At 49.5% G+C, this 14,535-nt stretch carries 12 protein-coding genes and 4 tRNA genes; 9 read left to right on the forward strand and 7 right to left on the reverse strand.

Features of this window, described 5'->3' with window-relative positions; translation table 11 throughout:
• The first annotated feature begins 13 nt into the window (after positions 1-13).
• From secG to FTU50_RS03650, 9 genes are all read left to right on the forward strand, one after another.
• A complete protein-coding gene (gene secG / locus FTU50_RS03610) occupies positions 14-343 on the forward strand; it encodes a preprotein translocase subunit SecG (RefSeq protein WP_005181783.1) in 330 nt (109 codons plus the stop codon).
• Positions 344-396: 53 nt separating this feature from the next.
• Positions 397-481, forward strand: a tRNA-Leu gene (locus FTU50_RS03615).
• 51 nt (positions 482-532) lie between these two features.
• A tRNA-Met gene (locus tag FTU50_RS03620) sits at positions 533-609 on the forward strand.
• A gap of 77 nt (positions 610-686) precedes the next feature.
• Positions 687-763 (forward strand) — tRNA-Met (locus tag FTU50_RS03625).
• A 143-nt stretch (positions 764-906) separates the two neighbouring features.
• Positions 907-983, forward strand: a tRNA-Met gene (locus tag FTU50_RS03630).
• Between the two features lie 228 nt (positions 984-1,211).
• Positions 1,212-1,736, forward strand: a complete 525-nt coding sequence (gene rimP / locus FTU50_RS03635) for a ribosome maturation factor RimP (protein WP_005181784.1) — start codon at positions 1,212-1,214, stop codon at positions 1,734-1,736.
• A 32-nt stretch (positions 1,737-1,768) separates the two neighbouring features.
• Positions 1,769-3,253: a transcription termination factor NusA gene (gene nusA / locus FTU50_RS03640; protein WP_005181786.1), complete on the forward strand. Its 1,485-nt coding sequence runs from the start codon at positions 1,769-1,771 to the stop codon at positions 3,251-3,253.
• A 10-nt stretch (positions 3,254-3,263) separates the two neighbouring features.
• A complete protein-coding gene (infB, locus tag FTU50_RS03645; protein WP_005181788.1) occupies positions 3,264-5,984 on the forward strand; it encodes a translation initiation factor IF-2 in 2,721 nt (906 codons plus the stop codon).
• Complete coding sequence (locus FTU50_RS03650; RefSeq protein ID WP_005181793.1) at positions 5,984-6,388, forward strand: ribosome-binding factor A; 405 nt, start codon at positions 5,984-5,986, stop codon at positions 6,386-6,388. Before infB ends, FTU50_RS03650 begins: the two co-directional genes overlap by 1 nt.
• A 202-nt stretch (positions 6,389-6,590) precedes the next feature.
• On the opposite strand, the gene FTU50_RS03655 is transcribed toward FTU50_RS03650, so the two are convergent.
• The 7 genes from FTU50_RS03655 to FTU50_RS03685 form a co-directional block, all read right to left on the reverse strand.
• Positions 6,591-7,001 (reverse strand): Na+/H+ antiporter subunit G, encoded by a 411-nt coding sequence (locus tag FTU50_RS03655; RefSeq protein WP_016659653.1) that lies wholly within the window; start codon positions 6,999-7,001, stop codon positions 6,591-6,593.
• 9 nt (positions 7,002-7,010) lie between these two features.
• On the reverse strand, positions 7,011-7,286 hold the full coding sequence (locus tag FTU50_RS03660; protein ID WP_005181799.1) for a monovalent cation/H+ antiporter subunit F: 276 nt from the start codon (positions 7,284-7,286) through the stop codon (positions 7,011-7,013).
• Positions 7,283-7,804, reverse strand: coding sequence for a Na+/H+ antiporter subunit E (locus FTU50_RS03665; RefSeq protein WP_005181800.1), 522 nt, complete (start codon positions 7,802-7,804; stop codon positions 7,283-7,285). Before FTU50_RS03665 ends, FTU50_RS03660 begins: the two co-directional genes overlap by 4 nt.
• 2 nt (positions 7,805-7,806) lie before the next feature.
• A complete protein-coding gene (locus tag FTU50_RS03670; protein ID WP_168407410.1) occupies positions 7,807-9,615 on the reverse strand; it encodes a monovalent cation/H+ antiporter subunit D in 1,809 nt (602 codons plus the stop codon).
• A complete protein-coding gene (locus FTU50_RS03675; RefSeq protein WP_075167613.1) occupies positions 9,615-9,980 on the reverse strand; it encodes a Na+/H+ antiporter subunit C in 366 nt (121 codons plus the stop codon). Before FTU50_RS03675 ends, FTU50_RS03670 begins: the two co-directional genes overlap by 1 nt.
• A gap of 2 nt (positions 9,981-9,982) precedes the next feature.
• The gene (locus FTU50_RS03680; protein WP_104499198.1) at positions 9,983-12,820 is read right to left on the reverse strand and encodes a monovalent cation/H+ antiporter subunit A; all 2,838 of its coding nucleotides are present in this window, start codon (positions 12,818-12,820) and stop codon (positions 9,983-9,985) included.
• A 339-nt stretch (positions 12,821-13,159) separates the two neighbouring features.
• Positions 13,160-14,527 carry an AAA family ATPase gene (locus FTU50_RS03685; protein ID WP_180054580.1) on the reverse strand — a complete coding sequence of 456 codons (1,368 nt, stop codon included), beginning with the start codon at positions 14,525-14,527 and terminating at the stop codon, positions 13,160-13,162.
• Positions 14,528-14,535 lie beyond the last annotated feature (8 nt).

The raw sequence follows: 14,535 nt of genomic DNA on the forward strand, positions 1-14,535 counted from the left end.
TTAGGAGTTCAGCATGCAAACTTTTGTGCTGGTAGTACATATTATTTTAGCCGTCTTGATGATTGTGCTGATTCTAGTTCAGCACGGCAAAGGGGCAGATGCTGGTGCTTCTTTTGGTGGCGGCGGTGCGGCGACCGTATTTGGTGCCTCTGGTTCGGGTAATTTTATGACCCGTTTGACTGGAATTTTAACGGCTTTGTTCTTTATCACCAGTCTGACCCTGGCGGTATTTGCCAAACAGCAAACCACCGATGCCTACAGTTTAAAATCAATTCCGGCGACCACAACCGCGCCGGCAACATTGCCTGATTCTTCACCAACTACACCTCAAACTGGCGAATAATTGCAATTAGGCCTTTATTTTTCGCGGTGATGCGACTAGAATGCGTCACAGCTGCGGTGGTGGTGGAATTGGTAGACACGCTACCTTGAGGTGGTAGTGCTTTCGGGCGTGGGGGTTCAAGTCCCCCCTTCCGCACCAAACTTATAATCCAGAACATAAGTTTGGTGTATGCAGCAAAACTTCTGTTGATGCGGGATGGAGCAGTCTGGTAGCTCGTCGGGCTCATAACCCGAAGGTCGTTGGTTCAAATCCAGCTCCCGCTACCAATCAATCCTTTTTAAAGATGCAAACTTTAAAAGGCGGCTTAAGTTTCTTGAGCTGAGAAGAGTTATTTGTACGCTGATGCGGGATGGAGCAGTCTGGTAGCTCGTCGGGCTCATAACCCGAAGGTCGTTGGTTCAAATCCAGCTCCCGCTACCATTTTTAATGGTTGAGTAATATATTTCATGTTGGTTGAATCTGACGCTTGTTACTCATTATTCAGCGATAAATAACGCCATATACAGGACATACGATTTTCATTGAAAATTGCGCATATTTTGTATATAATTTTTGCACGTTGATGCGGGATGGAGCAGTCTGGTAGCTCGTCGGGCTCATAACCCGAAGGTCGTTGGTTCAAATCCAGCTCCCGCTACCAAGTTTCTTAAGAGGCTCACAACAAGGTGGGCCTTTTTGCACAGTGGACATTGGTTTTTCTGTGTAATAATAGGGGCGATTTACGCCCTTTTTTATTGGCTATCGTGTAGTGTCGATATGAGCCGGATACGGCATAAACTCAAGTGTCATGTTTCACTACTACTATAGCTTGAATGAGACTGTAGTGGTCAGATCAGGCCATTGAATCGCACCCATATGACGAGAGTAAATGAAGCTATCAAATAAAACCCAGGCACTCCAGGACTTGATTGCACCCGCAGTTGCAGCCTGTGATGTAGATTTGTGGGGAATTGAATTCCTGCCACAAGGTAAACGCTCACTATTGCGTATTTATATCGACAAAGCGGTTGATGAAAATGCCGCACCGGTCCTGAATGAAGACGGTGAACTCGAGCAGGGTCGTGGTGTAGGCGTACAGGATTGTGTGCGCGTGACTCAGCAAGTGGGCGCCATTTTGGACGTTCATGATCCGATCTCAGGTGAATATGCACTCGAAGTGTCTTCACCAGGTTGGGATCGTCCGTTTTTCCAGCTGGAACAGCTTCCTGCCTATATTGGCCAGACCATTGCCTTGCGTTTGATTAGCGCGGTAGAAAACCGTCGTAAATTCCAGGCGAAACTGGTGGCAGTTGACCTTGAAAATGAAACCATTCAGGTTGAAGTTGAAAAACAGCAAGTGCTGGAAATTGACAGCCACAATATCGATAAGGCCAATCTGGTTTATCAAGATTAATTCAATAAATAAGAATCTAAAATAGGTGACTTATGGCACGCGAAATTCTTACCGTCGTTGAAACGGTTAGTAACGAAAAAGGTGTAAGTCGTGAAGCAATCTTTGAGGCGCTAGAGCAGGCTCTTGTTGCTGCGACGAAAAAGAAATTTTACGAAGGCACAAATGCGGAAGAAGCACGTTTACGTGTAGAAATCGACCGTAAAACAGGTGACTACCGTACTTTCCGTCAATGGGAAGTGGTGGCGGATGAAGATCATGAAATGCCAGCATGTCAGGATGCGATTTCTGATGTCGATCCGGCGCAGTGGTCAATTGGTGACATTCGCGAACTTGAAGTGGAATCAATTGATTTCGGTCGTATTGCGGCGCAAATTGCCAAACAGGTAATTGTTCAGAAAATTCGTGAAGCAGAACGTGCACTCGTTGCCGATGCTTATGAAGCCAAAGTGGGCGAGCTGATTTACGGTGAAGTGAAAAAGCAGACCAAAGATGGCTTTATCATTGATTTAGGTGACAATGCCGAAGCGTATCTGGCACGTGAAGAAATGATTCCAAAGGAAATTCTGCGTCCAAAACAGCGCGTGAATGCCATTTTATTTAACGTCAACCGTGAAGGTCGTGGTGCGCAATTACTATTGTCACGTGCGAAACCTGAAATGCTGATGGCGTTAATGAAAAAAGAAATTCCTGAAATTTCTGAAGAAATCATTGAAATCAAGGCGGCTGCGCGTCAACCAGGCGTTCGTGCTAAGATTGCAGTGAAAACCAACGATCATCGTATTGATCCGGTTGGTGCATGTATTGGTATGCGTGGTACGCGTATCCAGGCAGTCCAGCAGGAACTTAATGGTGAACGTATTGATGTGGTGGTGTGGTCAGATGATCCGGCACAGTACATTGCCAGCGCTTTAGAGCCGGCTGATGTATCGAGTATCGTGATTGATGAAGATGCACGTACTGCTGACATTATTTTTGCCACCAGCGATCAATTGGCCCGTGCCATTGGTTCACAAGGTCAAAACGTACGTCTGGCATCTGAACTGACCGGTTATAAACTGGACATGATGCTGGAAGAAGAATATTACGCGCGTCAGCAAAATGAAGCGCAGCAATATCTGGATATGTTTGTATCGCGTTTGGACATTGCAGAAGACCTGGCGATGGCACTGGTTGAAATGGGCTTCACTTCACTGGAAGAGATTGCCTATGTACCAGCAGAAACATTTGATGAAATTGAGCTTGATGCCGAGCTGGTTGAATTATTGCAAAGTCGTGCCAAAGAAGTGGCTTTGGCAGATGCGTTAAAACAGCAAGAAAATATTCAGGATCCGAGTGACGAACTTCTGGCAATGGAAGGGATGACACAAGAGATCGCCTATGCGCTTGCTGCTCGTGGTGTAGTGACCGTTGATGACTTGGCAGACCAGGCCACCGACGATATCGCAGATATTGAAGGTCTAGGTGCTGACAAAGCGGGTCAACTCATTATGAAAGCACGCGAATCATGGTTTAACTAGGAGGTAATGTATGACGGACAAGACGATTAAAGAGTTAGCGCTCAGCGTAGGACGTCCAGTTGAGAAACTCCTGGAGCAGGTTCGTGATGCAGGTTTACCGCAACGTAAAGCTGACGACATTATTTCCACTGAACAACAAGATACCCTCGTGACCCACTTGAAAAAAGTACATGGTCAAGATGCGGGTAATGCAGGACAAATCACGTTGAAACGTAAAACTACCAGTACTGCTAAAGTGGCAAGTACGTCAGGTAAGGCGAAAACAATTAATGTAGAAGTGCGCAAGAAGCATACATTTGTCAAGCCAGACCCTGAGCAAATCAAAGCAGAAGCTTTGGCTAAAGCACAGGCTGAAGCAGAAGCCAAAGCAGCTGAACAGCAAGCCCGTGAACCGGCGAAGCCAAAAGCTGCGCCAGAAGCTGCCAGCAAAGGCGAATCTAAAGCCAAACAGGCCTTAGAAGCAATGCGTGCTGCTGCGAAACAGGAAACCGCCAAACAGGAAACTTCTAAAGCCGCTGTGGTGGTGAAGCGTAAATCAACCAACAAGCCAGTGGTGAAAGCCCAGGTTAAAGTGGTTGAAACGCCTGAGCAAAAACGCGCCCGTGAAGAACAGGCAGCACAGTTGAAAGCGACTGAAGAAGCTGCACGTCGTAAGGCAGCTGAAGAAGCGCAGCAACGTACCCTTGAGCAAATGCGTAAAATGGCATCGAAGTATTCATCTGATGATGCTGCACCGACCATTCGCGTAATTGATGATTCACCATTGGCCGCAGGTCTGGTGGGTCAGGCGTATGAAGATTCATTTGCCAAAGAAGACCGTGAAATCAAACGTGGTGGCGGAACCAAAGATACCCGTGGCCAGAAGAAAGGCGGCCGTCGTGGTGAAGAACAGTCATTCCGTGACAACTCGCATAAACGTGGTTTAAAAACCAGTCAGGCCAACAAGCATGGCTTTGAAAAACCGGTGAAAAAACAGGTTTATGATGTAGAAATTGGTGAAACCATTATTGTGGCTGACTTGGCTGCGAAAATGGCAATTAAAGTACGTGAAGTAATCAAGACCCTGATGAAGATGGGTGAGCTGGTCACACAAAACCAGGCCATTGATCAGGATACTGCGGTGCTTGTGGTTGAAGAAATGGGCCACAATCCGGTGCTGGTGTCTGAAACTGCGGCAGAAGACAACCTGCTGGAAGCGGCTGAAGAAGCACGTGGTGAGCAAACTACGCGTCCACCTGTTGTTACCATCATGGGTCACGTTGACCATGGTAAAACCTCGCTTCTTGACCGTATCCGCCGTGCTAAAGTGGCACAAGGCGAAGCCGGTGGTATTACCCAGCATATCGGTGCTTACCATGTGACAACAGACAAAGGTATCATCACCTTCCTAGATACTCCGGGTCACGCCGCGTTTACCGCGATGCGTTCACGTGGTGCCAAAGCGACTGATATCGTGGTGTTGGTGGTTGCAGCAGATGATGGCGTGATGCCACAAACTGCAGAAGCGATTGACCATGCGCGTGCAGCGGGTACGCCAATCATTGTTGCCATCAACAAGATGGACAAAGATTCAGCTGATCCAGACCGCGTACTGAACGAATTAACCACCAAGGAAATCGTGCCTGAAGAATGGGGCGGTGATGTTCCAGTCGCCAAAGTTTCCGCGCATACCGGTGCCGGCATTGACGAATTACTTGACCTGATTTCAATTCAAGCAGAAATGATGGAATTGAAAGCCTCTGAAGAAGGTGCAGCACAAGGTGTGGTGATTGAAGCACGTGTTGATAAAGGCCGTGGTGCAGTGACCTCGATTCTGGTTCAAAACGGTACCCTGAAAGTGGGTGACTTGGTACTTGCCGGTTCATCTTATGGCCGTGTACGTGCCATGACCGATGAAAACGGTAAACGCATCAAGTCTGCTGGTCCATCAATTCCAGTGGAAATTCTGGGTCTGCCAGAAGCGCCAATGGCGGGTGATGAAGTACTAGTGGTCAATGACGAGAAGAAAGCGCGTGAAGTTGCTGATGCGCGTATGGATCGTGAACGTCAGAAACGTCTTGAGCGTCAGTCTGCAATGCGTCTTGAGAACATCATGGCGTCTATGGGCAAGAAAGATGTGCCGATTGTGAATGTGGTACTGAAAACTGACGTACGTGGTACGCTGGAAGCATTACACGTGGCACTGGCCGAGCTTTCAACGGATGAAGTGAAAGTCCGTGTGATTGGTTCAGGTGTCGGTGCGATCACTGAATCTGACGTAACGCTGGCTGAATCTTCAGAAGCGGTACTGCTGGGCTTTAACGTTCGTGCCGACAATACTGCACGTCAAAAAGCCGATGCTGACGGTATCGACATCCGTTACTACTCGATCATCTATCAATTGATTGATGACGTGAAAGATGCGATGAGCGGCAAGCTGGCACCAGAACACCGTGAAACGATTCTGGGTGTGGCGGAAGTCCGTGAAGTATTCCACTCAAGCAAGTTCGGTGCAGCAGCAGGCTGTATGGTACTGGAAGGTACTTTACACCGTAACAAGCCGATTCGCGTATTACGTGATGATGTGGTGGTGTTCCAGGGCGAACTTGAATCTCTGCGTCGTTATAAAGACGTGGTGGAAGAAGTCCGTGCTGGTATGGAATGTGGTCTTGCAGTCAAAGGCTATAAAGACATCAAAGTACAAGACAAGATTGAAGTGTACGATGTCCAACTAATTAAACGGAGTCTTTAATGGCGGGTAGTCAGCGTCTTAAGCGAATGGCAGATACGGTACAACGCGAGTTGTCCGACCTGATCCGCCAGGAGCTGAAAGATCCACGTCTGGGTGGTCTGGTGACCATCTCGGCGGTGAAAGTCAGCCCAGATTTAGGCTATGCCGAAGTGTATGTGACCGTAATGGGTCGTGAACTTGGCGATGAGCAAAGTGAAGCGGCAAACAAGGAAACCCTGGATGTGCTTAACAAAGCCTCCGGTTTCCTGCGCCATGAGCTGAGCCGTCGGATCAAGACCCGGATTACGCCGCGTTTGCGTTTCCATTACGACAAAACCAATGCCTACGGTAACTATATGTTTGGTCTGATTGCAGAAGCAGTAAAAGATTTACCAGCTGCCGATGCAAAAAAAGATGAAGAATAAGTAGGCCAGCAGGTCTATGCAAAAAAGCCACCTTCGGGTGGCTTTTTTTATGTCATCCGGAATTGCTTAACTTGCTTATCTTTCAGCAGAAACAAGCGCTTTAAGATTGCAATCAGGCAAGGGCAGGGCGGTTGAGACAGCACATAAAAAACCTGACCAGGAACAATCCGGGTCAGGTTTTTTTAGAAGATGAAGCGAAGACTTATTCGTCTTTAGAGGGTTTGATTCTGCCCAGTGGTTCACGATCTGTAAAGGCGCGGCGACGGCTACGCTGCCATGGTAGCGGACGTTCCAGGGTTTCTGGGACTTCACCACTCATCGAGCGCAGACGTAAATGCAGGGCTGCCTGTGCCATCAGGTTGGCCGATACCGGCGCGGTAATAAAGGCAAACAGGGTAATCAGCACTTCGGCAAAACCAAAGCGACCCAGATAAGCCGAATAAATAATGGCAGCAATCAGGAAGCTGCCCAGACCTAAGGTACTGGACTTGGTCGGGGCATGCAGGCGCATAAACAGGTCCGGCAGACGAATCATGCCAATTCCGCCGACCAGCATAAAGAAGGTGCCGATTAACAGGAAAATGGAGACCAGGATTTCCATCATCAGTTGCATGCTGTTCTCCTAATCAATCACGTGGCCAGAGGTGAAGTAACGGGCCAGGGCAGCGGTTGAAACAAAGCCCAGCATCGCCACCAGTAACGCACCTTCAAACAGTGAAGTACTGGTCCAGTAAATGCCCAGCACCACAATCAGACAGGTCGCATTTAAAAACAGGGTATCCAGCGCCAGCAGACGATCCACAATTGACGGTCCCATAATCAGGCGAATCAGGCACATAAACATCGAGCCGGCAATGGCAATCAGGCAGATGCCAAGCGCATAAGGCAATATCATCATGAGGCCGCTCCTGTCTTGACGTTAAAGATTTCAATCAGCGGCTGTTCATAACGGCTCTTGATCAGGGCAATTTCAGCTTCTTCGTCATCTGTACTTAAGGCATGCACCAGAATATCGCCACGGTCCTGGTCAATACCGGCCGTGACCGTCCCCGGCGTGGTGGTAATGATCATCGCCAGCAGGGTGTTGACCTGTTCATGCTCGGTCTCCAACGGTACACGGAACCATTTCGGATGCAGCGCATCGGTGGGTCCCAGCACCTGTTTGGCGACGCGGATATTGGAAAGGATAATATCCCAGACCACCACCCAGAACAGTTTAAAGGCTGGCACCCAGTGGATATTCGGGGTGCGGGCAATAAACGGTTTGACCATTAGCGGAATCAGGATACTCAGGATCAATGCCATCAGCAGATTGCCGGCAGAAACACTATGTGCCAGTAACAACCAGCTAATGGCCACAATCACCGAAACAAAGGGATGTGGCAGCCAGATATCCCAAAACGATGTCTTTTGCATAGTTATGGCTCCATAGGTTTAAGTTGTGGCAGGTCGTCGCTGGCGGCGTCCTGCTCAATCTGCTGATTGATCTGACGTTGTTTATAGTCCGAAATATGCTCACCTTCCAGTGTATTTGGACTGATTACATACGGAATCAGCTTGGCATTCGGGTCCGGTTTTTCACCACTGTATTTGGTTTCTGGCAAATAGTTTGGATCATAAGGCTGGACGCTAATCACCTGGCCGGTTTCATCCTGCTTTAACACCGCCATTTCATACAGACGGTTGTTCTGCATTTGCTGGGCCGTGCTAAAGGCATAACGCTGGATTGGATTAGCAAAAACCACATAAGCCACCAGTGCTGCCAATAACAGGTAAATGGCCTTATCATTGCCTTTCGGGGCCTTGGCTGGCAGGGCCTGGTAGCTGTGATAGGCGTCATTGTCCGGATCATCTTCCGGACGCGATGCGCGCCAGAACAGGATAAAGCCAACCCGGGTCAGGGCCAGAATACTGAGTAAACCAACTAGCAGCACCACGGCAATAATAATGCCCTGATAAGGCGCATCAGCCGTGGCCTGTAACAAGAATACTTTACCGAGGAAGCCACTAAAAGGCGGCAGGCCGGCAATCATCAGTGCAATCAGCAGATAGGTAATTGACATCACTTTATGCTGTTTCATTTGCGGGGCGATATTAAAGTGATCCTTAAATTCACCGCGCTGCGCCGTGACCCAGCCGCAGAACAGATAGAAGGCAGCGGCAATTAAGGTACTGTGTACCAGATAATACAACGCTGCCGTCCAGGCCTGGGTGCTAAACAGGGCAATCGCAATCAGGATGGTCCCAATCGACGACAGCATCATAAAACCGACAAAACGGCGTAAGCGTTCTGCCCCAATTGCGCCGATGACGCCATACAGCGAGGTAATCAGGCCAATTGGCAATAACCAGTTGCTGAGAATTTTCTGGCTCAGTTCATCATCAAAGACCGTCCCATTGACCCTTAAAATCGCATAAATCCCGACCTTGGTCATAATGGTAAAGATCGCCGCCACAGGCGTTGCCGCTACGGCATAGGTTTTCGGTAACCAGAAGCCGACCGGCAGCATCGCCGCTTTAATCCCGAACACAATAAACAGGATCAAGCCGCCGACCACCGCCAGACGATGCTGATCTTCTGCCAGCGTCGGTATTAAACGGGCCACATCGGCCATGTTGAGGCTGCCGACACTGCCGTAAATCATACCCAGACCAATCAGGAACAGTGCTGAAGCCAGCAGGTTGATGGTGACATAATGCACCCCAAGCTGAAAGCGCGGTTTGCCCTGGCTATGTAGCAACAGCACATAAGAAGCCAGCAGTAGCACTTCAAAAAATACGAACAGGTTAAATAAATCGCCGGTGAGGAAAGCCCCGCACAAGCCCATCATCAGGAAATGGAACATGGCATGGAAGTAGCGGCCGCGTTCATCCCATTGCTGGCAGGCGAACCACAGCACTGGCAAGGCCAGACCGTAAGTCAGTACCAGCATTAGCGCAGACAGCTGATCCAGCACCAGTACAATCCCGAATGGAGCCGACCATTCAGACAGGTTGTAGACGGTAATCTGGCCGGTTTTGGCCAGCATCAGATAGCTGATCGCCAAGCCCAGTCCGAGAATAGTCGAAATCAGGCTGATGCCACGACGCCACGGCTGGCGCCAGTCATACGACAGCGAACCCGAACCCGGGTTGCCCAGCAGCACCAGAATAAAACCGGTAAAAGCCGGCAGCAGGATGCTGAGAATAGGAGTGTGTTGCGCCCATAATTGGATAAAGTCATGCATTATGGCTCATCCTCACGTGGGTCAAGTAAAGCAGGATCATCTTTGGCATCCACATGGTCGGTTCCCGATTCATAACGGCTGCGTAAGGCCAGCTGCACCACAAAGGCAGTGGTGGCAAAGCCAATTACAATAGCAGTCAGCACCAGTGCTTGCGGTAAAGGGTCGGTGGATTGCGCCGCCGTGGTTAAAATGGCCGGCGCATTCAGCTGAATCCGCCCCATGGCGAACAGGAAAATATTGACTGCATAACCAATCATGGCCAGGCCCAGTACCACCGGAAAGGTACGTGCCCTTAAGATCAGGTACACGCCGGTGGCGACCAGTAAACCTACAGAGGTTGCGACTAAAAATTCGATACTAATCATGCTTACCCCCGAGGAATTGGACCAGACATACTGGAATGACGCGAGTCGCCCAGCACGGAAATCAGCAACATGGTTGCCCCGACAACGGTAACGTAAACTCCAACATCAAACAGTGCCGCTGAAGCCAAATGCAGTTCACCAATCACCGGCGGATTGACATAAATATGTGCACTGGTCAGGAATGGACGGCCCCAGAACCAGGCTGCAATCCCGGTCAGGCCGGCAATGGTCAGACCGGAACCAATCCAGATTTCATATAAACGTCCGGATTTGGCTTTCAGCATTTGCTCGGTTTGGTCCTGACCAATGGCAATGTACTGAATGATCAGTGCCATTGATGTGACCAGTCCGGCAATAAAGCCACCGCCTGGCAGATTGTGCCCGCGCAGGAAAATATACAGGCTGACCACTAAGGCCACCGGTAAAATCCAGGAAGCGGTCATGCGCAGCATCAGTGGAGATGGGTTAAAACGATAGGTCAGGCCCTGCGTCATGGTGGTGCCGTGGGCACGCATCCCATCCATCAGGCAGAGGGCGCCAATGGCAGCAATACCGAGTACGGTAATTTCGCCGAAGGTATCGAAACCACGGAAGTCGACCAGAATCACGTTGACCACGTTGGTACCGCCGCCCAGTGGAATTGACTGCTGATTAAAGAACCATGAAATCGAGTTGTGATCACGGGTCATGATTAACCAAGCCAGCCAGCTAATACCAGCACCGGCCAGAATTGCAATCCCGGCATCGCGCCAGCGGCGGGTGCTGCTTGATTCATACGGGGTTAATTGTGGCAGCAGCGACAGGCTCATCAGTAACAAGACGGTGGTCACCACATCGACGGTAATCTGGGTTTGAGCCAGATCCGGAGCCGACAGGGTTACAAAGATCATGGTTACCACCAGACCGACGGCGCCACTGATCAGGACAGCTTTAATCCGTTCATGATGGAACCACAGCATCATCCAGCAGGCACTGAATAACAGCAGCCACAAGACAATGGCAATTGCAGGTGCCTGGGTCAGCTCACGCGTACCGGTACCAATCCCCTGATTCAGCAGCGGCACCGACACCAGTGCAATAGTAAACACCAGAATCCAGAACAGATAACTTTGTAGGGAGCCGTTTTCGGTCAGGCGTTTAAAGCGGCGCGAGTTCAGCAATAGGCCTTTTAAGAACAGGTCAAATAACACCCGTCCCTGTAAGCGGCCCAATGCCGGATCAAGATCAATCTCGCGGATACGGCCGCCTTTGGCCAGGGCAAAATACATCACCAGACCGCCCACCAGCGCAATCACACTCATTAGCAATGGCAGGTTAAAGCCGTGCCAGATGGCCAGATGGGTGCCTTCAAAATTCATCAGCTGGGTACTGGCACGGGTGGTGCTATTGACCAGATGCTCAACCAGCAGGGCAGGGAACAGGCCGACCGCAATACATAAAATCGCCAGAATCAGGGCCGGTGCGCGCATGCCCATTGGCGGTTCATGTGCATCTTTATTGGGTACGTCTTTGCCAATCGGGCCATCGAAGAACACGCCATGCACTAAGCGCACCGAATAGGCCACGGCAAAAATACCGGCCAGTGTCGCCACAATTGCCGAGATCACCACCACCGGTCCGCTTAAATTGGCCAGCAGTTCGGTAAAGAACATTTCTTTGGACAGGAAGCCGTTGAACAGAGGCACACCTGCCATCGACGCAGCCGTAATCATGGTCAGCGTACCGGTAAACGGTAACAGCTGCCATAAGCCACTCAGTTTGCGTAAATCACGGGTGCCGGATTCATGGTCAATAATCCCGGCAATCATGAACAGCGCCGCTTTAAAGGTGGCGTGGTTAATAATATGGAAAATGGCTGCAGCTACGGCCAGCGGAGAACCAATCCCGAGCAGGCAGACAATCAGGCCCAAATGGCTGATGGTAGAATAGGCCAGCAGACCTTTCAGATCTTCTTTGAAAATGGCAAAGAAAGCCGCGATACACAGGGTAAACAGACCAACAAAGGTCACCAGATTATGGTACAGCGCTGCGCCGGCAAAAATTGGCAGCAGACGTGCCAGCAGGAAAATTCCGGCTTTCACCATGGTCGCGGAGTGCAGATAGGCCGATACCGGCGTTGGTGCCGCCATGGCATTCGGCAACCAGAAATGGAACGGGAACTGGGCACTTTTGGTAAAGGCGCCAAGTAAAATCAGCAATAAACTGGGTACAAACAGCGCATGGCTTTGAATCTGATCGGTCATGGTCAGAATCTGGTCTAGCTCATAGGTGCCGGTGATCTGTCCGAGCAGGACAAAACCACCGAGCATAGCCAAGCCACCCATGCCGGTAATGGTCAGGGCCATACGTGAGCCGCGTTGAGCCGCTTCGTAATTGCTCCAGTAACCCACCAGCAGGAAGGAGGAAATACTGGTCAGTTCCCAGAACACCAGCAGGATAATCAGGTTATTCGACAATGAAATCCCGAGCATGGCTGCCATAAACAGCATGAGCAGGAGATACAGTTTGCTGAGGGAGTTTTTGGGGCTTAAATAATAATAAGCATAAATAAAGATGAGGGTACCGATACCGGTAATCAGCAAAGAAAATAATAAACCTAAAGCATCCAGGCGAAAGCTTAAATCAATCCCTAACTGGGGTAGCCACGACCATGACTGAATGATGGTGGCGCCATTAAAGACATCCTTTGCTTGAGTCAGTAACAGGATCAGACTGCTTAAACTGACTCCTATCGCCCCTAAAGCCGTTACCCCGCGCGAGAATTGCTTCAGCCACGAGACAAGGGTTGTGCCAAGTACCAGCGGTAGCAATATAATAATCGATAGCACACTCGTATCCATTGTCTTGATAGGTTCAAAACCTAAGGGTGAATCTTATCTTTCAAGGATTACAGGAATGCAAGGAGCAGTCCAAAATACTCAATCTTGAAAGCCGAAAAATAGAATTATGTCTAAATAAACAAGTTGTGTTGCGCAACTTGAGAAACTTATAGAAAATCGGATTTTACTATAAAAATATAAATCTGATTGATTTTATTACATGAATAAAACAACATCAATTTGTTTTTGCGCACACGGCAGACATTATACGCCGCCGAACTTTTTTCAGGATGAAATTGTTAGATCAGACCGGATTTTTTCGGCTGATTTTCCGATATTCCCCTCTATTCAAAGCCGTATTTAAGGCAACGGATGCGGGGTCGAGGTGTCATCATCATTTTGCAGCCGTTTCAGCAAGGCTTCCTGCTGTTCGGCACTCAGTTGCTGCTGAATCTGCTGATAGATGTCATCTATGCTGGTGGGCTCCTGTACCGCTTCACTCAGGCTTTCATCGCTGCTGCTGACTTCAGTCTGCATAAACTGGGCATAAATAGCGTCCAGCTGTTCCTGCACCGGTTGCAAATGAATTGGATGCAATTGCTGCTGATCCAGTCTTAAACATTGATAGTCTTCGGCATTTTCCAAGAGTGCCGTGCGGTTACCGGTGGCAATAATCTGCAGTGCCGGAAAAGCCTGATGCAAACGTGCCAGAATTACCGAGGCCATATCCTGATCAAGCTGATGATCGACCTGATCAATCAGCAGAATGCCGTCGCCTTCTAGAGTCGGATACAGACTATAAGGATTCAGCAGACATAAACGCCGCACAATATCTCCGACCAGTGCAATCCAGTTGCGGATACTGTTGGACAGCTGCTGATACAGCTGGGTTTTGCCCTGATAGGTGACCATTAATTGCAGTTTTGGATGATATTGTAGATAAATCTGGCTCAGTTCTGGCAGTACAATCTGTAGTGCATCGCGCAGGGCCTGCAGACTTGGCGCGTGCATCTGGGCATGTGCCTGCATCAGTTTGTCACGCCGTGGAGGTTCTGCGTCGGGATGCTGCGGATGTAATAACTGTTCAATCAGTTGGGCGCTCTGAGCATTTTCAATATCGGAAATTTCCCGGAACCACTCAAAAAAACGTGTAAAGGTGGTGAAGGGGATAGCAGAAATTTCATAGGCATGTGCAGCCTGAAAAATCAGCGGATTGTTTTTACTCAGCAGATTGACTTCATTGACAAAACGTTCGGCCGGATAATAGGCAATTAATGGCAGGCCTTGTAGCGGGTCCTGTTTTACCGCCTGCTGGTACAGGCTGACCATTTTTTCTAGTTTCTGGGTTTCAGCCTTGCTGACCCCGACGCCGTTGCTGTTCAGGGTTTTGTACAGCTGCCAGTCGCAGCACTGACGGTCCTGCTGCTGGGCATCGCTGCTTTCCGGCAGGCTGCCAATGTCTTTGGGAAAACACACGCACAGGTCAATTTTGGACTGCAGCCGGGTGTGCATAATGTCCTGATCAAGCATGACCAGTCCGGAGGTGCGTAAATCTTTATAGCGGGCAGCAAACCAGGTCAGTGCCTGATAGGTGAAGCGCAGTAGCGAGGTTTTACCGGAACTCTGATTGCCCAGAATTAAGGCCACAGGCTGTTGCTGCGGATGCAGTTGTAGCTGAAGGTCGGTAAAGTGGGTGATGTGCTTGAACTGGACAGACTGAATTTTCATGGGTCACC

Origin of the sequence: Acinetobacter sp. YH12112 (assembly GCF_013418945.1) — a bacterium.
Taxonomy (GTDB): domain Bacteria; phylum Pseudomonadota; class Gammaproteobacteria; order Pseudomonadales; family Moraxellaceae; genus Acinetobacter; species Acinetobacter indicus.